24 protein-coding genes, 1 tRNA gene and 1 pseudogene are annotated in these 23,446 nt (G+C 37.4%); 25 read left to right on the top strand and 1 reads right to left on the bottom strand.

Features of this window, described 5'->3' with window-relative positions; all coding sequences use genetic code 11:
* The first annotated feature begins 77 nt into the window (after positions 1–77).
* From BMW39_RS13420 to BMW39_RS13345, 16 genes are all read left to right on the top strand, one after another.
* Positions 78–968 carry a ParB/RepB/Spo0J family partition protein gene (locus BMW39_RS13420; RefSeq protein ID WP_034972749.1) on the top strand — a complete coding sequence of 297 codons (891 nt, stop codon included), beginning with the start codon at positions 78–80 and terminating at the stop codon, positions 966–968.
* Positions 969–1,598: a DUF5683 domain-containing protein gene (locus BMW39_RS13415; protein ID WP_051879768.1), complete on the top strand. Its 630-nt coding sequence runs from the start codon at positions 969–971 to the stop codon at positions 1,596–1,598. It begins immediately after the preceding gene.
* A gap of 51 nt (positions 1,599–1,649) precedes the next feature.
* Complete coding sequence (gene dapB, locus BMW39_RS13410) at positions 1,650–2,348, top strand: 4-hydroxy-tetrahydrodipicolinate reductase (protein ID WP_034972747.1); 699 nt, start codon at positions 1,650–1,652, stop codon at positions 2,346–2,348.
* A 140-nt stretch (positions 2,349–2,488) separates the two neighbouring features.
* On the top strand, positions 2,489–4,156 hold the full coding sequence (gene lepB, locus BMW39_RS13405) for a signal peptidase I (protein ID WP_034972745.1): 1,668 nt from the start codon (positions 2,489–2,491) through the stop codon (positions 4,154–4,156).
* Between the two features lie 240 nt (positions 4,157–4,396).
* Positions 4,397–5,014 carry a WbqC family protein gene (locus tag BMW39_RS13400; protein WP_034972744.1) on the top strand — a complete coding sequence of 206 codons (618 nt, stop codon included), beginning with the start codon at positions 4,397–4,399 and terminating at the stop codon, positions 5,012–5,014.
* A gap of 13 nt (positions 5,015–5,027) precedes the next feature.
* Complete coding sequence (locus tag BMW39_RS13395) at positions 5,028–6,716, top strand: S8 family serine peptidase (RefSeq protein WP_034972743.1); 1,689 nt, start codon at positions 5,028–5,030, stop codon at positions 6,714–6,716.
* A gap of 111 nt (positions 6,717–6,827) precedes the next feature.
* The gene (locus BMW39_RS13390) at positions 6,828–7,322 is read left to right on the top strand and encodes a lipocalin family protein (protein WP_034972741.1); all 495 of its coding nucleotides are present in this window, start codon (positions 6,828–6,830) and stop codon (positions 7,320–7,322) included.
* A 20-nt stretch (positions 7,323–7,342) separates the two neighbouring features.
* A complete protein-coding gene (locus BMW39_RS13385; RefSeq protein WP_034972739.1) occupies positions 7,343–8,038 on the top strand; it encodes an OmpA family protein in 696 nt (231 codons plus the stop codon).
* A gap of 87 nt (positions 8,039–8,125) precedes the next feature.
* Positions 8,126–9,016: a decaprenyl-phosphate phosphoribosyltransferase gene (locus BMW39_RS13380; protein ID WP_034972737.1), complete on the top strand. Its 891-nt coding sequence runs from the start codon at positions 8,126–8,128 to the stop codon at positions 9,014–9,016.
* Positions 9,017–9,094: 78 nt separating this feature from the next.
* Positions 9,095–10,411 carry an FAD-binding oxidoreductase gene (locus tag BMW39_RS13375; RefSeq protein WP_034972735.1) on the top strand — a complete coding sequence of 439 codons (1,317 nt, stop codon included), beginning with the start codon at positions 9,095–9,097 and terminating at the stop codon, positions 10,409–10,411.
* A gap of 75 nt (positions 10,412–10,486) precedes the next feature.
* Positions 10,487–11,212, top strand: coding sequence for an SDR family NAD(P)-dependent oxidoreductase (locus BMW39_RS13370; RefSeq protein ID WP_034972733.1), 726 nt, complete (start codon positions 10,487–10,489; stop codon positions 11,210–11,212).
* A gap of 64 nt (positions 11,213–11,276) precedes the next feature.
* A complete protein-coding gene (locus BMW39_RS13365) occupies positions 11,277–11,864 on the top strand; it encodes an HAD-IB family hydrolase (RefSeq protein ID WP_034972731.1) in 588 nt (195 codons plus the stop codon).
* A gap of 51 nt (positions 11,865–11,915) precedes the next feature.
* Positions 11,916–13,088, top strand: coding sequence for a cysteine desulfurase family protein (locus tag BMW39_RS13360; RefSeq protein ID WP_034972730.1), 1,173 nt, complete (start codon positions 11,916–11,918; stop codon positions 13,086–13,088).
* Positions 13,089–13,154: 66 nt separating this feature from the next.
* The gene (gene trxA / locus BMW39_RS13355; RefSeq protein ID WP_034972729.1) at positions 13,155–13,472 is read left to right on the top strand and encodes a thioredoxin; all 318 of its coding nucleotides are present in this window, start codon (positions 13,155–13,157) and stop codon (positions 13,470–13,472) included.
* 139 nt (positions 13,473–13,611) lie between these two features.
* Positions 13,612–13,685 (top strand) — tRNA-Asp (locus tag BMW39_RS13350).
* A gap of 219 nt (positions 13,686–13,904) precedes the next feature.
* Positions 13,905–14,624 carry an IS1 family transposase gene (locus tag BMW39_RS13345; RefSeq protein ID WP_051879767.1) on the top strand — a complete coding sequence of 240 codons (720 nt, stop codon included), beginning with the start codon at positions 13,905–13,907 and terminating at the stop codon, positions 14,622–14,624.
* Positions 14,625–14,727: 103 nt separating this feature from the next.
* Here BMW39_RS13345 and BMW39_RS19765 read toward each other — a convergent pair.
* Positions 14,728–15,623 (bottom strand): annotated as a pseudogene (locus BMW39_RS19765) (helix-turn-helix domain-containing protein).
* A gap of 195 nt (positions 15,624–15,818) precedes the next feature.
* Here BMW39_RS19765 and BMW39_RS13335 point away from each other — a divergent pair.
* The 9 genes from BMW39_RS13335 (at position 15,819) to aceA (ending at position 23,269) form a co-directional block, all read left to right on the top strand.
* The gene (locus tag BMW39_RS13335; RefSeq protein WP_034972728.1) at positions 15,819–16,670 is read left to right on the top strand and encodes an aldo/keto reductase; all 852 of its coding nucleotides are present in this window, start codon (positions 15,819–15,821) and stop codon (positions 16,668–16,670) included.
* A 27-nt stretch (positions 16,671–16,697) separates the two neighbouring features.
* Complete coding sequence (locus BMW39_RS13330) at positions 16,698–17,852, top strand: aldo/keto reductase (protein ID WP_034972726.1); 1,155 nt, start codon at positions 16,698–16,700, stop codon at positions 17,850–17,852.
* 21 nt (positions 17,853–17,873) lie between these two features.
* Complete coding sequence (locus tag BMW39_RS13325) at positions 17,874–18,857, top strand: aldo/keto reductase (RefSeq protein ID WP_034972724.1); 984 nt, start codon at positions 17,874–17,876, stop codon at positions 18,855–18,857.
* Positions 18,858–18,908: 51 nt separating this feature from the next.
* Positions 18,909–19,358: a nuclear transport factor 2 family protein gene (locus BMW39_RS13320; RefSeq protein ID WP_034972722.1), complete on the top strand. Its 450-nt coding sequence runs from the start codon at positions 18,909–18,911 to the stop codon at positions 19,356–19,358.
* A gap of 4 nt (positions 19,359–19,362) precedes the next feature.
* On the top strand, positions 19,363–19,518 hold the full coding sequence (locus BMW39_RS19530; protein WP_245750488.1) for a hypothetical protein: 156 nt from the start codon (positions 19,363–19,365) through the stop codon (positions 19,516–19,518).
* 76 nt (positions 19,519–19,594) lie between these two features.
* On the top strand, positions 19,595–20,416 hold the full coding sequence (locus BMW39_RS13315) for an alpha/beta hydrolase (protein WP_245750487.1): 822 nt from the start codon (positions 19,595–19,597) through the stop codon (positions 20,414–20,416).
* 40 nt (positions 20,417–20,456) lie between these two features.
* Complete coding sequence (locus tag BMW39_RS13310; RefSeq protein ID WP_245750486.1) at positions 20,457–21,140, top strand: flavodoxin; 684 nt, start codon at positions 20,457–20,459, stop codon at positions 21,138–21,140.
* A gap of 17 nt (positions 21,141–21,157) precedes the next feature.
* On the top strand, positions 21,158–21,898 hold the full coding sequence (locus tag BMW39_RS13305) for a carboxymuconolactone decarboxylase family protein (RefSeq protein ID WP_034972719.1): 741 nt from the start codon (positions 21,158–21,160) through the stop codon (positions 21,896–21,898).
* A 102-nt stretch (positions 21,899–22,000) separates the two neighbouring features.
* Positions 22,001–23,269 carry an isocitrate lyase gene (aceA, locus tag BMW39_RS13300; RefSeq protein ID WP_034974114.1) on the top strand — a complete coding sequence of 423 codons (1,269 nt, stop codon included), beginning with the start codon at positions 22,001–22,003 and terminating at the stop codon, positions 23,267–23,269.
* Positions 23,270–23,446 lie beyond the last annotated feature (177 nt).

Raw genomic sequence — 23,446 nt, 5'->3', positions numbered from 1 at the left:
AAAGCCGGAAGTCAGAAGCTCGAGGTGGGATGTTTTTTAACTTCCATCCTCAAACTTCCATCTTCCATCCTATAAATATGAAAGACAAAACAAGAGCAATGGGTCGTGGCCTGGGCGCAATTTTGAATGCCGAAAGCAAGACCAATATCAACTCCGCGTCGGACGAAGGTGCAAAATCCTTGGTTGGGAATATCGTAGAGATCTCCATCGAAGATATCTATCCAAACCCAAATCAGCCAAGAACTTACTTCGACGAAAAAGCATTGAATGATCTTGCCGAATCGATTAAAAGTTTAGGTATCATTCAGCCGATTACGCTTAGAAAAGACGGTCCGAAGTTCGAGATCATTTCTGGGGAAAGACGTTACCGCGCATCGAAGATCGCAGGTCTGGAAACAATTCCTGCCTACATTCGTCTGGTCAATGATCAGGAATTGCTGGAAATGGCTTTGGTGGAAAATATCCAGAGAGAAGACCTGGATCCTATCGAAGTGGCCTTGACCTATCAAAGATTGTTAGATGAGGTTGGGATGACCCAGGAAAATCTTAGCCAACGTGTTGGTAAGGAGAGAAGTACGATTACCAATAGTGTTCGTCTTTTGAAATTGTCTCCGGATATTCAGAAAGGTGTTCGCAGTGGTCAGATTTCCGCTGGTCATGGTCGTGCGATCATGGGATTGGATTCTGAAGAGAAACGCCAGATTTTGTTTGACAGGATCATCAAAGAACAACTGAACGTAAGACAGGCTGAGCAATTGGCTAGTCTGATGAAAAATGCGCAGGATACAGAAAAAGTGGCCAAGCAATCCATCATTCCCAACCATTTCAAGAAAGCTCAGAAAAGTTTGTCCGATATTCTTAATGTGAACGTCGAGATCAAAACTTCGGCTAATGGAAAAAAAGGAAAGATCGTCCTAGATTTTAAAAATGAAGAAGAGCTGGAAAGCATTCTTGCACACATTAGATAAATGCAGAGATTTATTATAATTTTCTTGTTGTGTTCTTTCTCTTTTGCTTTTTCACAGGTGAATCCGAATGATACGATCCGCGTAGAGAATCATCCAAAAGATAGTATTCCGGCAGCGAAACCTTTGTCAGAAGCTCAGGTGATCGAGGACATCGACCAAAAGAATGCGCCTCCCAAAATTACCAAATTGAGTCCTGCAAAAGCCGGTCTTTATTCTGCGGTCCTTCCGGGACTTGGTCAGTTCTACAACAAAAAATATTGGAAGATTCCAATTGTTTGGGGCGCAGTGGGAACAGGTATTGGAATTGCTCTTTGGAATGACAAACAGTATAAACGCTACAGAAATGCCTTTGTTTCTGAACTCAATGGACTTCCTCACGAGTTTTCCAACATCAATGGAGTTGATAAAATAGTGCTAGGAAATGCCCAAGATCGATCAAAAAGACAACGTGATTATGCCATCGGGATTTCGGCTTTGATCTACATTCTAAATATCGTGGATGCAGTGGTGGATGCGCATCTTTACGAAGGTCGCCACGATCCGGATTTGGCCATTACGCCAACAATTATTAATGATCAATTCACCAACTCCTATGCGAAAGCAGGATTTAGCCTGAATTTTAGATTTTAACATTAAAACAAACATTTTGAGCACATCGTTCAAATAAATTACAAATAGAAAATGAAAATAGCATTGGTAGGTTACGGGAAAATGGGAAAGATCATTGATGAGATCGCCCAAAGTCGTGGTCACGAAGTCGTAGCAAGATTACGCGAAACACCAACGATAGAAAACCTGAATGATCCCGATGTTGTGATTGAGTTTTCCAATCCTGAGGTCGCTTTTCAAAATATCAAAACTTGCCTCGAAAATAAAATTCCTGTCATCTGCGGAACAACTGGCTGGCTCGATAAAAAACCAGAGGTCGAAAGAATCGCCATGGAAAATGGGACGGCTTTTTTATACGGCTCCAACTTCAGTCTTGGCGTGAATCTTTTCTTCGCTCTCAACGAGAATCTGGCAAAGATGATGAACAAGTTCTCTGAATATAATTGTCAATTGGAAGAGATCCACCACATTCACAAATTAGATGCACCAAGCGGAACAGCAATATCTTTAGCGGAAGGAATTATTCACAATTCAAACTTCGAAGCTTGGAAATTGGACGAGACCAAAGAAAAAGATTTGGGGATTTTTGCCATCCGCGAAGATGAAGTTCCAGGAACTCACAGCGTTTTCTACAGGTCAGAAGTAGATGAGATAGAGATCAAACACACCGCTTTCAACAGAAATGGATTCGCATTGGGTGCTGTGATCGCCGCCGAATGGATTGTTGATAAAAAAGGCGTTTTTGCAATGAAAGATGTATTAGGATTGTAATGTTCTTGAAAATTAATTCTCCCTTTAGGGTTGGGGCAAAAATTAATTTCATCTCAATATTTCTGTAACAAAATCACCACATCAAAAACTAATTATACAAAATAGCAAGAAGCGAATAGCCAATTGCCAAAAGCCAAGATATGAATTACATCATTACTTATACCATTTATGTCCTCATCATCAGTGTTTTGATGGGACTTACAACATGGAAGTTATTCAAGAAGATGGGTTACAATCCATTGTTTTCCTTTGTACCTTTCTATAATTATTATATTATTCTAACGGAGACAGAGCATCCAAAGTGGTGGGCGATCTTATCTTATTTGCCAATTGTTGGTCCTATCATGATGTCGGCTTTCCATATTTTCTTGATGAAGAAGTTTGGGAAGAGAAGCGCGCTGGATGGTTTGCTGACTGTGATCTTGCCATTCATTTTCATGGCAACGGTCAACTATGGCAAAGATCCACAGGTCGAAACCGAAGAAGAGGAAGAAGAAGGTAAGAAAAAAGAGACTTTCGTGGGATCTGTCACCTTCGCGGTGGTTTTTGCAACGATCATTCATGCTTTTATCACACAGCCTTTCGGGATTCCTACAGGATCTATGGAAAGAACGCTTCTTGTTGGAGATTTCCTTTTCGTGAACAAATGGGCTTACGGCTACAGAATGCCAATGAGACCAGTGGCTCTACCATTCTTGCAGGGAACTATCTTCGATACGGGTCAAAAAGGTAATCCAAAGGACGATCCAAAATCTTACGTTGACGCTGTTAAATTACCATACCTAAGAATTCCAGGTTACGATGAAGTGGAAAGATACGATATCGTGGTTTTCAATTATCCTCAAGATTCCGTTCACACGGCGATCGATAGAAAAGATCCGTATGTCAAAAGATGTGTCGGGATTCCTGGCGATGTCATCGAGTTCCGCGCTGGAAGATTATTTGTGAACAATGCGCCTGAGAAAATTCTTGGTGACGAATATCAGCAACATAGATTTATTGTAAGATCTAATACACAGTTAGATATCCCACAATTATATAAAGCATTTGGATTTTTACCAGTTCGAGAAAGTCAAGACAATGGATTTCTCTATGAATTTCAAGGCCTCACGGATGAGATGAGAGATGAAATTAAAAAAATTCCAAGTGTAGAAAGTATTGAAGAAGATATAATGCAAAAAGGTAAAGCTTCCGTAGCATATTATAAATACGCAACTGGAAGTGAGGGCAATTATCTTCGTGATAAAAATGGAGAGCCTATACCAGCGTCACGAATTGATTCTTCTAATAGTATCTATCCTGTCAACAAACCATGGAACCAAGATTGGTACGGCCCGCTCAGAATTCCGAAAAAAGGAGATGTGGTGAAGTTGGATCAGGAAACACTGCCAATGTACAAATGGATCATCTCAGAATATGAGCACAACAAATTGGAGAACAAAGGTGGAAAGATATACGTCAATGGTCAGGAAACCAACCAATATACCATCAAACAAAACTATTACATGATGATCGGGGACAACCGCGATGCCTCTTTGGATGCAAGATTCTTCGGAGTCGTGCCAGAGGAGAATATCGTAGGTCGCCCAATGTTTACATGGATGAGTGTAGAAGGTCTCTTTGCCGATGCCAACTCGACGTATCAAGCGCCAGGAAAGAAGATCCGTTGGGACAGAATGTTCAAAGCAACCAACACAGGCGAAGCTAACAAAACCTCATATTGGTGGGTAGCCGTGCTTATTTTGGTCCTGTTTTTCGGATGGGATTTCTTTGCCAACTTATTCAAAAAGAAAAAAGAAGAAGATTAATATAAATTAGGAGCTGATTCCGCTATCCGCTATATCTTTTTTGCTTCACAACGTTTGGTCTTCAAAGGAATATTTGTAGAGAAAGCAAAAAAGGATGCCGCTTCTATCGGGGCTATGGGATTTGTCTTCCAAATAAAATGACCACGCTTGGACAACGTTTTTCAACTTCTATCAAGCAATAAAAATCATCACTTTGTCAAAGTTTCAAACCTTTGACAAAGTTTTTTAGTTTTAACAAATATGAACAACAAGATTCTTTTACCCATATTTTATTTGCCACCCATTTCGTGGTTCTCGGTTTTCCTTGATCCTGAAAATGAAATCACTTTCGAGCAGTTCGAGAATTTTCCAAAACAAACTTACAGGAACCGTGCGGTGATCTATGGCGCCAACGGAAAATTGCCACTCATCATCCCGATCAAGCACACTGGAAAAAGAGAACTCAAAGACATCGAGATCTCGTTTGTAGAAGATTGGCAGAAACTCCACTGGAAATCCATCAAAACAGCCTACCAAAGCACACCTTACTTCGAATATTACGAGGATAAACTGAAAACCATTTTCGAAGGCAAGGTGGATTCATTGATAGACTTCAACCTCAAAGCTCTGAAGATCATTCTTAATATCCTCAAAACAGAAAAGGAATTCACGCTGACGGAAGAATATTTCAAAGCACCCGAGCAGGAGAATTACAGAGAAAAGTTCTCCGCCAAATCCGAGTCGGAAGTAGCGTTTTCAGAATATTATCAAAGCTTTTCCGATAAGCATGGTTTTCTGAAAGATCTCTCAATTTTGGACCTGATCTGTAACATTGGACCAGAAAGTCTGACATATATTAAAAATATCAAAATCAATTAATAATATTAGAAATATGAAAAGAATATTGATAGCAGCTGCATTCTACGGTGGATTTGCAATGATGGCGGCACAAGCAGTAGCTCCGGAAAATGATAAAGACCTGAAAACTTGGTATCACAAAGATTACGCGACAACAAAAGTTTATGGTGTGAATACGGAGAATGCTTATAAATTCTTGGAATCAAAAGGCCTTAAACCAAAATCAGTTATTGTAGGCGTTTTGGACAGTGGTGTAGAGGTGGATCATCCAGGATTGGTGAAAAATATGTGGAAGAATCCAAATGAAGTTCCAAACAACGGGAAAGATGACGATGGAAATGGTTACATCGATGATGTTTACGGCTGGAATTTCCTAGGTGGAAAAAACGGCGATGTAGATGTTGACAACATGGAAGTTACCAGAGTGGTAAAAAAATATAAACCACTTTTCGAAGGCGATGATTCTACCAAAAACAAAGCGAATCAAACCAAAATGCCTGAGGAATTTGCAATGTACATGAAGTCCAAGGACATCTTCACCAAAAAAAGCGAAGAGGCAAAACAAAGCCTTCAACTGTACACGATGATCAACAACGCTATTCCAGATATGATCAAATTGTTGAATGGTAAAAATCTGACCAAAGAGACTTTGGCAGGCATCAAACCAGCAACTCAGCAAGATGCGATGGCAATGCAGGTTCTTGCTCAGGTTTCCAATGATCCGCAAGTGGCAGGAAAACCAGCAGCTGAGGTTGAAACTTATTTGAAAGCTCAAATGAAAGAAGCTTTGGATTATTTCACGCCGCAAGCTGAGAAAGGCTTTAACCTGGACTTTGACCCTAGAGCATCCATCGTTGGTGACAATTATGATGATTATTCTGAAAAAAGCTATGGTAACAACCATTACGAAGGTCCAGACGCAAAACACGGAACACACGTTGCAGGGATCATCGCTGGATTGGTAAACGGTTCCGAAAACCAATATGGTGTAGCTTCCAGAGTTGCGAAGATCATGACAGTGAGAGCGGTTCCAGACGGAGACGAAAGAGATAAAGATGTTGCCAACGCCGTAAGATATGCAGTTGACAATGGTGCGAAGATCCTGAACATGAGTTTCGGAAAACCAGTTTCTCCAGGGAAAAATGTGGTTTGGGATGCTTTCAAATATGCAGAAAGTAAAGGTGTGCTTCTTGTGAAAGCTGCAGGAAATGAAAATGAGGATATTGCGGAACACCAATATTTCCCAACCAATTTTAAAGCAGCAACAGATGAGAAACCATTCATCAACAATATGATTGTGGTTGGTGCCAATACCAACGATGCGGATATGTTGAAAGCGAGCTTCTCCAACTATGATGCGAAAATGGTAGACGTTTTTGCGCCGGGAGATAAGATCTATTCTACTGTTCCAGATGGTAAATACGAATATCTGCAAGGAACTTCCATGGCTTCGCCGGTAGTTGCAGGAGCTGCAGCGGTTTTGTTGGCTTACATGCCAAACTTGAAGCCAGAGCAGATCATCGAATCTTTGGTGAAGACTTCGAACGCGAACGCTACCAATGGATTTGATAAATTATCAAGATCTGCGGGTGTTATCGATGTTGCGAAGGCGGCAGAGTATGCCTACAGTAATTTTTACAGAGCCAACTCATCTTCGAATTCTGTAAAGAAATCTGCAAAAAAACAAAAAGCAAATAAAGCGATAGAAAAGTCTAAGCTATAATGAATTAGACTTTTTATGAAAGACAAAAAGATCTGAGAGTTTTCTCGGATCTTTTGTTTTTTATTCTTTGGCATACTTTTTTATGATACATTTGGTAATAATTTTAAAACTATGAAAAAAACACTTTTTTTAGGACTTGTAGGCGCTTCTTTGATTGCAGCTTCTTGTTCTTCAAACAAAACCGGAGTTTCCGCTGGTCAAGCGCAAACATTGAGAGCCGAAGTGATGAAACTGAAAGGACAATGGGATATTTCTAACATCGATTATAATAGAGAATTCAGCGTTAAACCTTTTGACGAAGGCGTTAGCATCAGCTGTTTTGTTGGTAGTTCTTGGACACTTATCCCAAATAATTATACTGGAACTTACAATTTGCATGGGACTTCTGCTTGTCCAGAAAAAACTCAAGCAATTACTTTCAGTGTAGATAAGAACAATGTAGTTTCTATCAAAAAAGTCGGAGAGGGCGAAAAAGCAAAAAAAGTAGGTTCTGGATACAAATTGATTTTGGAAAATCCAACTGCCAATACCTTCACGTTGGTTCAGTCTGTGAACGCAGATGGTACACCAATGGACATCCGTTACAACTTTGTAAGAACTAAATAATATTAAAAATCAAAAATCAAATGAAATTTACTAAATTAAATATTGCAGCCTTTATGATCTCTGGATCTCTATTGATCACAAGTTGTGAAGCTGTACAAAATGCCAATAACACACAAAAAGGTGCCGCAATCGGTACAGCTGCGGGTGCAGTACTAGGAGGAATCCTAGGAAACAATCTTGGAAAAGGTGGAAATGCGCCATTAGGTGCGGTTCTTGGGGGTGTTGTAGGTGGTGTTGCTGGTGGTGTCATCGGTAACAAAATGGATAAGCAAGCAAAAGAGATTAAGGATGTGTTGCCTGGCGCTGAGGTGGAAAGAGTAGGAGAAGGAATCAAAGTAACGCTTCACGAAAATACCGTGAATTTTGACTTCAACTCTTCAAACCTGACTTCTTTAGCTAAAACCAACTTGGATAAATTGGTAACGGTTCTCAGAAATAATCCTGATACGAACATCAACATCTACGGACATACAGACAGTGTAGGTACAGATGCGGTAAACTTGAGGATTTCTGCACAAAGAGCTGCAGCTGTTAAAAATTATTTTACAGCTCAGGGTATTTCGTCTTCTAGATTGTTCACAGAAGGTTTAGGGAAATCTAGCCCAATTGCTTCCAATGATACAGACGCTGGCAGAGCACAGAACAGACGTGTAGAATTTGCAATCACTGCGAATGAAAAAATGATCAATGATGCAGCGAAAACTGGGTCAAATTAATAATCATTCATTTTATAAATAAATACTAAACCGCAATTTGCGGTTTTTTTATTTTAATGCTACTTTTGTAAGATTATTGAACATTTAATGAAAAACTATTTAAAATTAATACGAGTAGAACAATGGGTTAAGAATTTATTTGTTTTTGCACCATTGTTTTTTTCCGGGAAGATTACCAATTCCCACCTATTCTACGAAAGTATTTTTGCCTTTTTAGTTTTCTCATTTACGGCAAGTTCAATCTATATTATCAATGATTATTTTGATATAGAGTCAGATAAAAGGCATCCGGAAAAAAAAGACAGACCTTTGGCCAGCGGTGCGGTTTCCAAGAGAAGTGCAGAGGTTTTGTTTGCGCTATTGGTAATATTGTCCGTTGCTTCTATTTTCTTAGGAAATTACATTTTCCAGACCAATTTTTGGAAGTTCGGTGTGATTATCGCCTTCTATTTTGTGATGAATCTTTTCTACACTTTCAAACTGAAACAGGTGGCGATTGTAGATATCTGTATCATTGCAACAGGATTTGTTCTAAGGGTTTTAGCCGGCGGATATGTCACCGGAATTGCCGTCACCAATTGGGCGATTCTATTAACTTTCGTTTTGGCCTTGGTTTTAGCGATTGGGAAAAGAAGAGGCGAATTGATCAATGCACAAGTGTCTGGCAAAACCAGAAAAGCGCTAGACGGTTATAATGTTCAGTTTGCAGACATTGCATTGTCCATCAGTTGTACTTTGGCAATTATCTGTTATTTGATGTTTACGTTGTCGCCAGAAGTTCAGGACAGATTTCACCCGAGGGTTTTCTACACTGTATTATTTGTAGTGTTCGCATTTCTCAGATATTTGCAGCAGACCTTGGTTTACAACAAGACCGAGTCGCCCACCAAAATAGTTTACAAAGACCGATATATTCAGTTGACGATTGTACTTTGGGTCATTGCTTTCCTATTGCAGATCTATTTTAAAAAAGGGTGATCACCACAAGATTAAAAACATAAAACAAATGACGAAGAGAGTATGGAGATCAAGTTTGACCTTTAAAACCAATAAAAGATGAAACCGAATTTTATTCAGAAAGTAACCAATTGGGGAAATTTCCCAGTGGTAGAGAAGGAGATGAAGTCGGAAGATTCTGTTTCGAAGATCAAACAATTTGTAAAAGATCACAACGAAGTGATTGCAAGGGGAAACGGACGTTGCTACGGCGATGCTTCCCTTGGCGAACATATTTTCTCAACCAAAAGACTCAACAAATTTATATCTTTTGATAGACTCAACGGCGTTATCGAATGTGAATCCGGCGTTTTGTTGTCAGAAGTTTTAGAAGTTTCTGTTCCTCAAGGTTACTTTCTTTACGTGACGCCGGGAACCAAATATATTTCCGTTGGAGGCGCCATCGCGTCTGATGTTCACGGGAAGAACCACCACGCAGAAGGTTGCTTTTCGGAATACGTGATCGAATTTAAATTGGTGAACGAAAATGCCGAAGTCATCACTTGCTCGCGCGAAGAAAACGCGGACAAGTTCTGGGCTACAATCGGTGGAATGGGATTGACGGGAATTATTCTCTCAGCCAAATTCAAACTGAAAAATATAGAATCTGTTTACATCAAGCAAGAAAGCATCAAAGCTGAAAATCTGGATGAGGTTTTCCGATTGTTTGATGAAAGTGAAGATTGGACCTACAACGTCGCTTGGATCGACTGTTTTCAGAAAGGAAAAAATCTTGGTCGTTCAATTTTGATGAGAGGCGAACACGCTTTGAAAGCCGAATTACCTGTCAACCTTCAAAAGAAAACTTTGAAGCTGAAAGAGAAACCAAAGCCAACGATTCCATTTTATTTTCCAGGATTCGTTCTTAATTCTTTGAGTATAAAGATTTTCAATTTCCTTTATTACAACAAACAGACGAAGAAGCAACTCAATAATTTCATTGATTACGAAACGTTTTTCTATCCATTGGATGTCATTAATGATTGGAACAAGATCTACGGAAAAAGTGGATTTATCCAATATCAAATGGTCATTCCGAAAGAAAACGGGAAAGAAGGAATGCGACAAATCCTTGATACCATTGCAAAAAGTGGAAACGGTTCTTTCTTAGCAGTTTTGAAATTGTTCGGAAAAAACAATCCACAAGCCTACAATTCTTTTCCAGTCGAAGGTTACACTTTGGCTTTGGACTTTAAAGTGAACAAAGGACTTCGAAAGCTGGTTGACCAACTCGATACAATTGTCGAGAATTTCGGCGGAAGAATATATTTGACCAAAGACAGTATGAGCCGTTCATCGCTCACGAATTATCTTCAAAACGTTGATTCCTCGAAGTTTGTTTCACTTCAGCATAAGAGAATTATTAATAATGGGTGATAGTTTTTTGTTGATGGTTGATAGAAATCTATTCTCTACCAGCAACTGACAACTTACAACCGACAACTAATTACTATGATCATATTAGGTTCCAATTCCGAAGTTGCACAGGCATTTGTAGAAGAATGTTTGGCGAAAGGCGAAAAATTTCAGACCATTTATCTCCTAAGTTCCAATCCGGAAACGACGGAGAAATTTGCTGGACATATTCAGGTGAAGTTTTTTCAGCATTCCGAGATCATTCCTTTGGATCTGATGAATGACATCGATTATAAAACTTTGGAAACTATCAATTCTGATGTTCTGTTTTGCGCGACTGGCTATCTTGGTCTGGGAACAGAAGAAGGACTTTACGATGATGAAAATACTGAAAGAATTATTGATGTCAATTATGCGAAATTAGTTCCTGTCCTCAACTTATTCGCCAAAAAAATGGAATCCAAAAGAGCTGGAACAATGATTGTTTTGTCATCTGTCGCAGGCGAAAGAGGAAGACAAAGCAATTTCATTTACGGTAGTGCAAAAGCGGCATTAACAGCTTATCTGAGCGGACTAAGAAATTATTTGTTTGATAAAAAAGTTCACGTGTTGACCGTGAAACCTGGTTTTATGGATACCAAAATGACAGAAGGTTTACCATTGAATCCAGCTTTGACAGCTTCTCCAAAAAAAGCAGCCGAAGGAATTTACAAAGCTTTCAAAAATAAAAAGAACGTCGCCTACGTTTTACCAATTTGGGCAATCATCATGCTGATCATTAGAAATATTCCTGAGTTTATTTTTAAGAAGTTAAAACTTTAAAAGAGGGAAGATGGAAGTTGGATGATTGAAGTTTACATCCATCTTCCATCTTCCATTTTTACTTATGAAAAAATTATATTTATTCGATTTCGACGGAACGCTCACTCACAAAGACACGATGTTTTTGTTTTTGAAGTTTTATAATCCTGCCAAATATTCGTTTCAATTTCTGAAACACGTGCCGCTTTTTGTCTTATTAAAATTAAAATTAGCCAGCGCAGAAGCGGTGAAAAAGAGTTTCATCTCATCCATCTTGAAAGGTGAATCCAAATATCAAATCGAGAAAAAAGCAAAACTGTTCTTCGAGGAGAATTATCCAAGTTTGTTCAGAGAAAATGCTTTGGATTTCATTAATAATATCAACAGAGAAAATACGGAATCTTACATCGTTTCAGCGTCTTTGGATATTTGGGTAAAACCATTTGCGGAGAAGTTTGATATGACTTTGCTGGCTACAAAAGCGGAGTTCAAAGATGATATTTTTACAGGGAAGTTCATCGGCAAAAATTGTAATAAAGATGAGAAGGTCTGCAGAATAGAAGCCGAACTTGGTGATAAGAAATTCGATAAGATCATAGCTTTCGGAGACACTTCTGGGGACAAACCAATGTTTAAGTTCGCCAATGAATCGCATTACCGATTTTTTCACTAATTTAGTACCTTAATTTTTCGAACTTTTTCGGCTTCAAAATCTAAATTTAAAATGGAAAGAATTTATCTGGATAATGCTGCAACTACGCCTCTCGACGATGAGGTGATAGACTGTATGGTGAATGTTTTAAGATTCAATTATGGCAATCCGTCGTCCACGCACAGTCTGGGACAGGAGGCCAAAACCGTTTTGGAAGAAGTAAGGCGAAAGATCGCAGATTCTTTGAAAGTAACACCTGGAGAGATTGTTTTCACCTCTTGTGGAACAGAATCCAACAATATGATCATCAAATCCGCGGTCAACTATCTTGGCGTGGAACGAATCATCACTTCTGCTTTGGAACACAAATGTGTAGCCGAAACTTGCCTCGAAATGAAAAAATTGAAAGGCGTGGAATTGGTTTATCTAAGACCAGATTCCAACGGTGATTTTGATTTAAACAAATTAGAAGAAGCTTTAAAGTCATCAGACAAGAAAACTTTGGTCACATTGATGCACGCCAACAACGAGATCGGGAATCTTCTTGATATCGAAAAAGTAGCGCATCTTTGCAAAGAAAACAATACACTTTTCCATTCAGACACCGTTCAGACAATGGCACATCTTGATTTGGATTTTTCTAAAATCCCAGTTGATTTCGCTTCTTGTAGCGCGCACAAATTCCACGGTCCAAAAGGCGCTGGATTTGCATTCGTAAGAAAATCTTCTGGGTTGAAGGGAATTATCACTGGCGGACCACAGGAAAGAAGCTTGAGAGCTGGTACAGAAAACGTGACTGGAATTGCAGGTTTGGGCAAAGCTTGGGAAATCTCTCAGGAAAAAATGTCGGAATATAAAAACCATATCCTTGACATCAAACATTACGCAATCCAACAATTAACAGAGAAAATATCCGGAATCAAATTCAATGGCCGAAGTGCAGGCGATGAAAGCCTTTACACGGTTCTAAACGTTTTGCTCCCGTACAAAAATCCCTTGATAGGCTTGCAATTGGATATGAAAGGCATTGCTATCTCACAAGGAAGCGCTTGCAGTTCCGGAGCTTCCAAACCATCAATGGTATTGATGTCCGTGTTGTCAGAAGATGATCTGGATAATAAAACACCATTAAGGGTTTCCTTCAGTCATTATACCAAAAAATCGGATATTGATGCGTTGGTTGCAGCTTTGGAGGAAATAGGCAGTCAGTTCGTTATAGAAAAAGCTGATAGTTTACATAGATAATCAACAGAAAAAATAGAATATAAATTTTGTAATTTTGTATTACAAATTAACAAAGAAAAAGAAATCATGGCAGTAGAAATCACAGATCAGTCCTTTCAGGAAACAGTATTAAATTCAGATAAACCAGTTTTAGTTGACTTTTGGGCAGCTTGGTGTGGACCTTGTAGAATGCTTGGCCCGATCATCGAAGAAGTAGCAAACGACTTTGAAGGTAGAGCTCTAGTAGGAAAAGTAGATGTTGATAACAATCAGCAGATCTCTGTAGATTACGGGATCAGAAATATTCCTACAGTTTTGATCTTCAAAAACGGCGAAGTTGTAGATAAGATCGTAGGTGTGGCACCAAAAGAAGTGATCGCTGAGAAGCTGAATGCTTACCTATAAGAAATTAATATAATTGAAAATGAACGCTTTTCCTCTGGAAAGGCGTTTTTTTTTATATAAAATTTGCAGTTGTGGATTATTGTTGTATTTTTGCAACCACAATAAACGACGATAGTTCTTCTTAGTTTGTTGGGCAAGAGATCCGGTAGTTCAGCTGGTTAGAATGCCGCCCTGTCACGGCGGAGGTCGCGGGTTCGAGTCCCGTCCGGATCGCAGCTATTAAATCAAAATAGGGTAATGGTACAGATGTGGAGTTTTTAATTAACTTCATTGATTATCAATACTGTACAAAGATATAATAGAAAAAACGATGTATTATAATGCATCGTTTTTTATTTTTGCCGACTAAAAAAGCAAAATAGCGACTCCGGAATGCATTAGTCCAAAAGCTGATGGTTCAGATGTGGAGTTACTAATTTACTTTAAATCATTATGAATAAACGGCGAAATCAATGTATTCACTGTAATTACAGCTACTGTATCAAGGCAGGAATAACATCACAAAATAAGCAGCGCTATCAGTGCAAAAAATGTAAAAAGAAGTTCATTGGGAACTATTCTTATCGTGCATATCATAAAAATACTAATCATAATATTCAACAACTGATAAAAGAAGGAGTTGGTATTAGAGGTATCAGCAGATTACTTGATGTCAGCAAAACAACTGTACTTAGAAAGATTTTAAAGATTGCTTCTAAAGTTGTTAAGCCACCAATTCCTAAGAATATTACAATCGAAATTGATGAGTTAAAAACATACACTCAAAGTAAAACCAATGAACGGTGGGTAGTTGCAGCTTATTGCAGGGAAACAAAGAAAGTTATTGACTATAAGCTTGGGAGAAGAACGACCAAGACAATACAATGTATTATAAATACTTTACTTTATGCAAATCCAAAAAAGATATACAGTGATCGCTTGAATATCTATCCTAAATTAATTCCAAAGCATCTCCACAGTACAAAACGAAGAGAAACCAATCATATTGAGCGTAAATTTCTTGATTTACGCACTCATATAAAACGATTGGGAAGGAAGAGTATCAATAAAGCTCAAAGAGATAAATATACAGACGCTATATTGAAAATCTATTTTTGGGGAATTTCTCTTAATGAAAATAAGGAATCTAAGAGTTTGTCTTATTTGAATTAGGTAGCACTATTGATTAGTTAAGGTGGCAATATACTCTAATGTAAAAACTTATAATTTTACATTAGAGTATATTATTGACCTGTTATTTTAATCATCCATTTTCCTAATTCAAACTTCTGTATTCATTCGGAGTGACACCGGTTCTTTGCTTGAAGAGCCTAATGAAATGTTGTGGATACTTGAATCCTAACTCATAAGCAATTTGGCTGATGGATTTATCAACGTGAAAAATTCTTTCTTTTGCGACATCAATAATCTTATTTTGGATAAACTCTTGTGCTGTTTTTCCCGTTTCTTTTTTTATCAAATCTCCAAAATAATTGGCTGAAAAATGTAATTCATCAGCACAGTAAGCAACAGATGGAAGTCCAATCGAATTAGGCTTTTCAGAAGAAAAATAACCATTGAGTAGTTCTTCAAATTTTTCTAATGTTCCTTTATTGACGTTTTCCCGCGTAATAAACTGGCGGTCGTAGAAACGTTCACAATGACTGAGAAAAAGTTCGATGTTGGAGGTAATAACTTTCTTGCTGTGTTTATCCACAGGTCGATTAAGTTCAAATAGAATATTAGCGAACATTTCCAAACCATTTGCTGTTCTTTTTTTGAAAGATGAAGTGCTTCATTGGTTTGATAGTCAAAAAAACCGTAATCTGAAATACTTTTAGCGAGAGGAGTTCCTTTAATCAAGTCTGGATGGAAAACCAATCCGTGACCTAATGGTTGGTAGATATCGACTTTATTTTCTACATCAACAACCTGTCCCGGAGAAACAAATACCAATGTTCCTTCTTGGTAATCATATGTTGCTCTGCCATATTTTAAATCACCACATTTTACATCTTTTAAAAAAATGCAGTACAAATTAAAATACATTTTAGACCCTGTTCTTTTATGCGCTTTTGAAAAGTCTATCACACTTACCAAAGGATGAAGTGTCTCGTGATTATTGAATTTATTATAATCATCGACGGTCTCAAAATAGATGGACTGATTCATAACGGTATCATTTTGTAATGCAAATCTAAATATAAAAACGACCTCTTTTTTATCTTCTGTCCCGAAACAGTAATATTGGTAATAAGTTCCGTAATCTATCTACCATTATACATATTAATAGGTTGGAAATTTGCAATAACAAGTTGATAAACAATTTTACTTCTTTTTGAAGCAATAATAATTTAAATAAAAAAAATGAAAAAAGTAATATTAAACAACGGTGTAGAAATGCCAGTTTTAGGATTTGGAGTATTTCAAGTGGCAGATTTGGCAGAATGTGAAAAAGCTGTTGTTGAAGCAATTGAAACAGGCTACCGATTGATTGACACAGCAGCATCTTATGGAAATGAGGAAGCAGTAGGAAACGCAATTAAAAGAAGCGGTGTTGCCAGAGAAGAACTTTTTATAACGACAAAGCTTTGGGTTCAGGATGCAGGATATGAAAATACTTTAAAGGCTTTCGAAAAATCGCTGAAAAAACTTCAATTAGAATATTTGGATTTATACCTTATTCATCAGCCTTACGGAGATATATTCGGTTCTTGGAAAGCGATGCAGGAATTATATAATGCAGGAAAAATAAGAGCAATAGGCGTTTCAAATTTCCACCCCGACAGGATTGCAGATTTGATTGCTAACAGTGGATTTACTCCGGCAGTCAATCAAGTGGAAACTCATCCATTTCATCAACAAACAGAAACTCAAAAATTCTTGACTGAAAATAATGTTCAGATAGAATCTTGGGGACCTTTTGCAGAGGGAAAGAATGATATTTTTAATAATGAGGTTTTAAAATCAATAGCAGAAAAATATAACAAATCGGTAGCTCAGGTCATTTTAAATTGGTTGACTAGCAGAAATGTCATTGTTATTCCAAAGTCTGTAAGAAAAGAAAGAATGGCCGAAAATTTCGACATTTTCAATTTTGAGCTTTCTTCTGAGGATATGAATGCTATTGCAACTTTGGATACTGCTTCAAGTCTATTCTTTGACCACAGAGACCCGAATATGGTTAAATGGCTTAGCGAAAGAAAATTAGATTTATAATTCTATTAATCAATAAAAACGAATAAAATGAACAGAAGAGATATTTTGAAAACCGCAGGTCTTGTAGCAGTGGGAAGTGCATTAATGCCTTTTGACTCTTTGTTAAAGGGAGCAGTTCCAACAAATGATAAATTAACTGAAAACGATAATCAGACAGGTCTTTTAAGTGGTCGCAGAAAATTAGGGAAATCTCTGGAAGTTTCTTCTGTTGGATTAGGCGTTCAGAATATGAGCAGAACGTATCAGACAACCATACCGAACCGAAAACAGATGCACAGTATCATTCAGAAAGCATTTGATAATGGAGTGACTTTATTTGATACGGCAGAAGCTTATGGACCTTTTGAGTGCGAAAAGATTTTAGGAGAAGCAACATCCTCTTTTAGAGATAAAATTGTTATTGAAACAAAATTCGGCTGGAACATCGATCAGCAGACTGGAGCTCGTTTACCGGGATTAAGCAGTAAACCGGACCATATCAAATTGGTGGTCGAAGGAATGTTGAAACGTCTTAAAACCGACAGAATTGATTTGTTGTTTCAGCATCGTGTTGACCCTGAAGTTCCAATTGAAGATGTAGTGGGAACAATACAGGATTTAATAAAACAAGGAAAAGTTCTGCATTACGGACTTTCAGAACCAGGCGTTGAAACCGTCAGACGCGCACACAAAATTCATCCTGTAACAGCGATTCAAAATGAATATTCGTTGTTGTGGAGAGGACCGGAACAAAAGATATTACCACTTTGTGAAGAACTGGGTATCGGTTTTGTGGCTTGGAGTCCGCTTGGAGTAGGTTTCACAACAGGAGCCATCGATGCTAATACAAAATTTGCCCAAGGTGATATTCGAGGTGGTGAAACTCGCTTTTCGCCAGAAAATATTACTAAAAACCTGGCAATGGTAGAAGTTCTTAAAAACTGGGCTGAAAAGAAAAATGCTACACCTGGACAGATTTCTTTAGCGTGGCTACTTCATCAAAAACCTTGGGTTGTACCCATTCCGGGAACGACACAGATGGAACATATGCTGGAAAATGCAGGAGCGGATAATGTCAAATTTTCAAGCATTGAATTTCAGCAATTTAGTAAAGAATTAGATGCTATTAAAATAGCGGGAGACAGACTTCCTCCATTTGTACAGCAGTTTTCTGATGTGGAAGCGCCTTTAAAAACAAAATAAAATTTAGCAAAAAGTAAAAAAATGAAAAAAAGAATATTAGGAAATAATGGATTAGAAGTTTCCGCATTGGGATTAGGATGTATGGGCTTAAGTTTTGGTTATGGAAAAGTGACTGAAAAAGAAGAAGCCATTCGATTGATAAGAACCGCATTTGAAAATGGTGTAACTTTTTTTGATACCGCTGAATGTTACGGACCGTTTACTAATGAGGAATTAGTAGGTGAAGCATTGAAACCATTCAGAAAAGATGTTGTGATTGCAACGAAATTCGGGTTTGAGGATGGGGATTCTACAAAAGGTCTGGACAGTAGCCCTGCAAGAATCAGAAAAGTAGTTGAAGATTCTTTGAGAAGATTGCAGACCGATTATATCGATTTATTTTACCAGCATAGAGTTGACCCCAATGTTCCGATTGAAGATGTTGCAGGAACGGTAAAAGATTTAATTAAAGAAGGAAAAGTAAATCATTTCGGACTTTCAGAAGCTAGTATAGAAACGATTCGAAGAGCCCACGCAGTACAATCGGTAACCGCTTTACAAAGTGAATATTCTTTATTTTACCGAGAACCTGAAAAAGAAATCATTCCAACATTGGAAGAATTTGGAATCGGGTTTGTACCATTCAGTCCATTAGGCAAAGGTTTTTTAACGGGAGCGATTAATGAAGAAACAAAATTTGAAGACTCAGATTTTAGAAATATCGTCCCTCGATTTTCAGAAGAAAACAGAAAGGCAAATCAGGCTTTAGTAGATTTGGTAAAATCAATCGCAACAGAGAAAGAAGCTACGCCTGCTCAGATTGCTTTGGCTTGGCTTTTGGCTCAAGAACCTTTCATAGCACCGATTCCTGGAACTACAAAACTAAATCGTTTAAACGAAAATATTGGTGGAGCTGATTTGAAACTGACTTCTCAGGATTTATCTGAAATCGAAAAGGCTCTTTCTGCAATTAAAGTTGTTGGAGAACGATATCCACAGCATTTAAAAGAGAGAGTAGGGAAGTAGAATCCCGATATATTATCTCTAAACAAAATTTTATTATTAAATACCATCACTATGAAAAATCTAATTCTTAGCCTTTTTTTAATTCTTGCAAATATGAATCTATTATCTGCACAAAGTTCAAATAATCCTACAGAACAAGAAATTATCAATCTATCCAAACAAAAATGGCAGTGGATGGCTGACAAAAAATCAGAGGAACTCGCTGATTTATTTGATGCTCAGTCTATGTTTGTTCATATGGGTGGCGCTTGGGGAAAAGAGCAGGAATTAAATATCATTAAAAGTGGAGGTATTTGGTACAAAAAAGCAGACATCCACGATGTTTCTGTAAAATTGATAGGAAACACGGCAATTGTTTTAAACAGAATTACATTACTGGCGGTAGTCGGCGGAAATGAAGTTACGAATCCTTTTATGGTAACAGAAGTTTACATCAAAGAGAATGAAGAATGGAAATTGGGTTCATTGTCTTTTACCAAATTAATGACATCCGAAAAATAAAAATATGAAAGATAGAATTTTATTATTTCTCAGCACGATAAATATTCAAGCTCAAAAAACTCAAAGGCAACCTTTAATGATTGCTGAACAGGGAAGTTTTGCCGTGGGTGGAACAGTAATTACCAATCCCGGAACATTTAATCCTTCCAAACCTACTTGAAGGACAAACCTATCGTGGCGACCACGCCTATCTTTTCTACCAAATTCCTGTAAAACCCCGTAAATATCCTTTGGTAATGTGGCACGGCATCGGGCAGTTTTCTAAAACCTGGGAAACAACACCTGATGGAAGAGAAGGATATCAAAATATTTTCTTGCGAAGAAATTTCCCTGTTTACATCATCGACCAGCCAAGACGCGGAAATGCAGGAAGGAGTACAGTTTCTTCAAAAATTGACCCAGTTCCCGATGAGCAGCAGTGGTTCAATGTTTTTCGTGTAGGATTGTGGCCGAAATATTACGACAATGTACAGTTTGCACGTGATTCGGCTACACTTAATCAATATTTCCGTTCTATGACTCCTAATCTTGGGACGATTGATATTAATGTGACAACAGATGCTGCTTCTGCTTTATTTAGTAAAATAGGTCCTGCAATTTTGGTTACTCACTCACATTCTGGCGGAATGGGTTGGATAACTGCTATCAAAAATCAGAATGTTAAAGGCATAGTATCGTATGAACCGGGAAGCGGATTTTTATTTCCTGAAGGAGAAGCACCAAAACCAATTGCAAGTTCTGCTGGAGCTTTAGAAGCTTCAACTGTGCCAATGCAAGATTTTATGAAGTTGACTAAAATCCCAATTGTGATTTATTACGGAGATAATATCCCAGAAAAACCGTCTGAAAATTTAGGTGCAGATGGTTGGAGAGCCCGTTTGGAAATGGCGAGATTATGGCGGGATGTTGTTAATAAATATGGTGGGGATGTAACTGTTGTCCATCTTCCAGAAGTTGGTCTCAAAGGAAATACACATTTTCCATTTTCAGATTTGAATAATATAGAAGTAGCTGATTTGATGTCAAAGTGGCTGAAAGATAAAGGTTTGGATAAGTAATTTTGGTTGCATTATCCGTAATCTGTCTACCGATTTTAATATGCTCTTTTCTGAACTTTGTAATAATAAAATAAGAGATATGAAAAAGTTGAAAAATTATAGTGTATGGTTTTGTGCAGTACTTTTCCTATTGTCATCTTGTTCTAAAGCTCAGGAATCGATGTCCGAAAAAAAGGAAATATCTAAAGACAAAAATGTATTGATTGTTTATCTATCGAGAACAAAAAATACAAAAACAGTTGCAGAAATCATTCATCAAAATGTTGGTGGAACTTTAGTAGAACTGGAATTACAAAATCCTTATCCTGAAAATTATAAGTCAATCGTTGATCAGGTTGCCAAAGAAAATGAAGCCAATTTTTTGCCTCCGCTTAAAACAAAGATTGAGGATATAGAAAAATATGATGTTATCTTTTTAGGATTTCCCACTTGGGGAATGCAATTGCCTCCACCTATAAAAAGTTTTTTAAGCCAGAATGATTTTAAAGGAAAAACAATTATTCCATTTAATACCAATGCAGGTTACGGAATAGGAAGCAGTTTTGAAACGGTGAAAAAATTAGCTCCAAATAGTAAAGTATTAGAAGGATTTACCATCAGAGGAGGAATAGAACGTGACGGAATTTTATTCGTAATGGAAGGAAAAAAGAAAGTAGAAGCAGAAAAAAAAGTGAAAGAATGGATGACTAAAATCGGAATGTCGAAAATAAAGCCATTGAATTAATCTTTAAAAGTAAAGTAATGAAACAATTGAAATATTTTGGTTTTATAGCATTATTAATAACTGCTTCACTGTTTACAAATACCATATACGCACAAAAAATGAAAACCTCCAATCAACAGTTAAGCGAAAAAGATAAAAATATCATCACCATTTCCTCATTTACAGCGCAAGGTAAATTACCAGAATTAAAAAGTAGCTTAAATTCCGGACTTGAGTCAGGTCTAACCATTAATGAAATAAAAGAAATTTTGGTTCACACTTATGCTTATTGTGGTTTTCCAAGAAGCATCAGAGGGTTACAAACTTTTATGGAAGTTCTTGATGAAAGAAAGGCAAAAGGCATTAATGATGTCGTTGGAAAAGAAGCTTCAACAATAGAAGATAACAAAAGTAAGTATGAACGAGGAAAGGAAATTCTTGGTGAACTTACCCAAACAAAACAACCAGACAAACTTTCGGGTTATTCAGCATTTGCACCAGCAATAGATATATTTCTAAAGGAACATCTGTTCGCCGATATTTTTGAGAGAGATGTTTTGACTTATGCTCAAAGAGAATTGGTGACGATTTCTGTAATCAGCGCCATCGGTGATGCAGAACCAATGTTGCAATCTCATTTAGGTATTTCTTTAAAGGTTGGATGGAAGCCAGAGCAATTGACTGAATTTGTTTCTGTTGTAAGCTCTACAATTAATAAGGAAAAATCAAGTGCAGTTAAAACAGTTTTAAATGAGGTTTTAAAAAATAATCCCAAATAAACTGCAAAAAATTGAAAAATGAAAAAGATAATAATGTCAGTAACAGCATTAATCATACTTGCGGTCAGCTCAGGTATTAATGCCCAAACAAAAAAAACAAAAATGGAAAAAATTCAGGAATTAGAAAAAGACTGGCTGGATAATCCACGTTGGAATGGCGTGAAAAGACCTTACACAGCCGAAGATGTACTGAAACTTCGAGGTTCTTACCAATTAGATTATACGATTGCTACCGAAATGTCAAAGAAATTCTGGACAAAACTCAATTCTCAGGATTTTGTTGCCGGATTAGGAGCTTTAACTGGAAATCAAGCGGTTCAGGAAGTTGATGCGGGACTGGAAGCAATTTATCTTTCAGGTTGGCAAGTTGCAGCAGATGCTAATTTGTCTGGTGAAATGTATCCCGATCAATCTTTGTACCCAGCGAATTCAGTACCTTCTGTTGTGAAGAAAATTAATAATGCATTATTAAGGGCAGATCAAATTCAATCCGTAAACGGAGGTGGAGAAAAAGAATATTTAGTTCCAATAATCGCCGATGCAGAAGCAGGTTTTGGCGGAAATTTAAATGCTTATGAATTAATGAAGCAAATGATTGAGGCGGGAGCGGCAGCAGTACATTTTGAAGATCAGTTATCTTCTGCGAAAAAATGTGGGCATTTGGGTGGAAAAGTTTTGGTTCCGACTCAAGAAGCGGTTAATAAGCTAATATCGGCTCGTTTAGCAGCAGATGTTTTGGGAGTACCGACTGTAATTATTGCTAGAACAGATGCAGATGCGGCAGATTTGTTGACTTCAGTTATTGATGACAGGGATAAAAAGTTTGTGACAGGGAAAAGAACTTCCGAAGGTTTCTATGTTGTGAAAAATGGTGTAGAGCAGGGAATTGACAGAGGTTTATCTTATGCTCCTTATGCCGATTTGATCTGGATGGAAACGTCAAATCCGGATCTGGAGATGGCAAGAAAATTTGCAGAAGGAATTCGTACAAAATTTCCAGATAAAATGTTGGCTTATAACTGTTCACCTTCTTTTAATTGGGCTGCAAAATTAAGTGTCGATGAAATGCTGAATTTCCGAGAAGAATTGGGAAAAATGGGTTACAAATTCCAGTTTATTACATTGGCTGGTTTTCATGCTTTGAATACTGCGATGTTTGAATTAGCTTTGGCATATAAAGAAAAAGGAATGGCAGGTTATTCTGAATTGCAGGAACGCGAATTTGCTTTGCAGAAGCAGGGTTTCAGAGCGGTAAAACATCAGTCTTTTGTTGGGACAGGATATTTTGATGAAATTCAAAATATTGTAACCAATGGTTCGGCAGCAACAGTGGCGATGAGAGATTCGACAGAAACAGCACAGTTTCATTAAAAATTTAATATTGGCAAATTTCATTGTATTTTTGCGTTTAACTATTCTTACAAAAAATCCATTATAATTAAATTTAATTGTTGCAATCTTCCTGTTTTGAGGAAGGTTTTTGTTTTGAATGTTCTATTGAGTAAATATTGAGAAATCTCAATTATAAAGATTGATTTTTTATAGTTA

The sequence above is a fragment of the Epilithonimonas lactis genome (genome assembly GCF_900110605.1).
In the GTDB taxonomy this organism is placed as follows: Bacteria; Bacteroidota; Bacteroidia; order Flavobacteriales; family Weeksellaceae; genus Epilithonimonas; species Epilithonimonas lactis.
The sequence above is the reverse complement of the archived record's forward strand: the minus strand, read 5'-3'. Positions and strand labels throughout refer to the sequence as shown.

Bases quoted from the DNA above. Each gene is read 5' to 3' on its own strand.
- BMW39_RS13420 (WP_034972749.1), top strand. From the start codon at position 78: ATGAAAGACAAAACAAGAGCAATGGGTCGTGGCCTGGGCGCAATTTTG.
- BMW39_RS13415 (WP_051879768.1), top strand. From the start codon at position 969: ATGCAGAGATTTATTATAATTTTCTTGTTGTGTTCTTTCTCTTTTGCT.
- dapB (WP_034972747.1), top strand. From the start codon at position 1,650: ATGAAAATAGCATTGGTAGGTTACGGGAAAATGGGAAAGATCATTGAT.
- lepB (WP_034972745.1), top strand. From the start codon at position 2,489: ATGAATTACATCATTACTTATACCATTTATGTCCTCATCATCAGTGTT.
- BMW39_RS13400 (WP_034972744.1), top strand. From the start codon at position 4,397: ATGAACAACAAGATTCTTTTACCCATATTTTATTTGCCACCCATTTCG.
- BMW39_RS13395 (WP_034972743.1), top strand. From the start codon at position 5,028: ATGAAAAGAATATTGATAGCAGCTGCATTCTACGGTGGATTTGCAATG.
- BMW39_RS13390 (WP_034972741.1), top strand. From the start codon at position 6,828: ATGAAAAAAACACTTTTTTTAGGACTTGTAGGCGCTTCTTTGATTGCA.
- BMW39_RS13385 (WP_034972739.1), top strand. From the start codon at position 7,343: ATGAAATTTACTAAATTAAATATTGCAGCCTTTATGATCTCTGGATCT.
- BMW39_RS13380 (WP_034972737.1), top strand. From the start codon at position 8,126: ATGAAAAACTATTTAAAATTAATACGAGTAGAACAATGGGTTAAGAAT.
- BMW39_RS13375 (WP_034972735.1), top strand. From the start codon at position 9,095: ATGAAACCGAATTTTATTCAGAAAGTAACCAATTGGGGAAATTTCCCA.
- BMW39_RS13370 (WP_034972733.1), top strand. From the start codon at position 10,487: ATGATCATATTAGGTTCCAATTCCGAAGTTGCACAGGCATTTGTAGAA.
- BMW39_RS13365 (WP_034972731.1), top strand. From the start codon at position 11,277: ATGAAAAAATTATATTTATTCGATTTCGACGGAACGCTCACTCACAAA.
- BMW39_RS13360 (WP_034972730.1), top strand. From the start codon at position 11,916: ATGGAAAGAATTTATCTGGATAATGCTGCAACTACGCCTCTCGACGAT.
- trxA (WP_034972729.1), top strand. From the start codon at position 13,155: ATGGCAGTAGAAATCACAGATCAGTCCTTTCAGGAAACAGTATTAAAT.
- BMW39_RS13345 (WP_051879767.1), top strand. From the start codon at position 13,905: ATGAATAAACGGCGAAATCAATGTATTCACTGTAATTACAGCTACTGT.
- BMW39_RS13335 (WP_034972728.1), top strand. From the start codon at position 15,819: ATGAAAAAAGTAATATTAAACAACGGTGTAGAAATGCCAGTTTTAGGA.
- BMW39_RS13330 (WP_034972726.1), top strand. From the start codon at position 16,698: ATGAACAGAAGAGATATTTTGAAAACCGCAGGTCTTGTAGCAGTGGGA.
- BMW39_RS13325 (WP_034972724.1), top strand. From the start codon at position 17,874: ATGAAAAAAAGAATATTAGGAAATAATGGATTAGAAGTTTCCGCATTG.
- BMW39_RS13320 (WP_034972722.1), top strand. From the start codon at position 18,909: ATGAAAAATCTAATTCTTAGCCTTTTTTTAATTCTTGCAAATATGAAT.
- BMW39_RS19530 (WP_245750488.1), top strand. From the start codon at position 19,363: ATGAAAGATAGAATTTTATTATTTCTCAGCACGATAAATATTCAAGCT.
- BMW39_RS13315 (WP_245750487.1), top strand. From the start codon at position 19,595: ATGTGGCACGGCATCGGGCAGTTTTCTAAAACCTGGGAAACAACACCT.
- BMW39_RS13310 (WP_245750486.1), top strand. From the start codon at position 20,457: ATGCTCTTTTCTGAACTTTGTAATAATAAAATAAGAGATATGAAAAAG.
- BMW39_RS13305 (WP_034972719.1), top strand. From the start codon at position 21,158: ATGAAACAATTGAAATATTTTGGTTTTATAGCATTATTAATAACTGCT.
- aceA (WP_034974114.1), top strand. From the start codon at position 22,001: ATGGAAAAAATTCAGGAATTAGAAAAAGACTGGCTGGATAATCCACGT.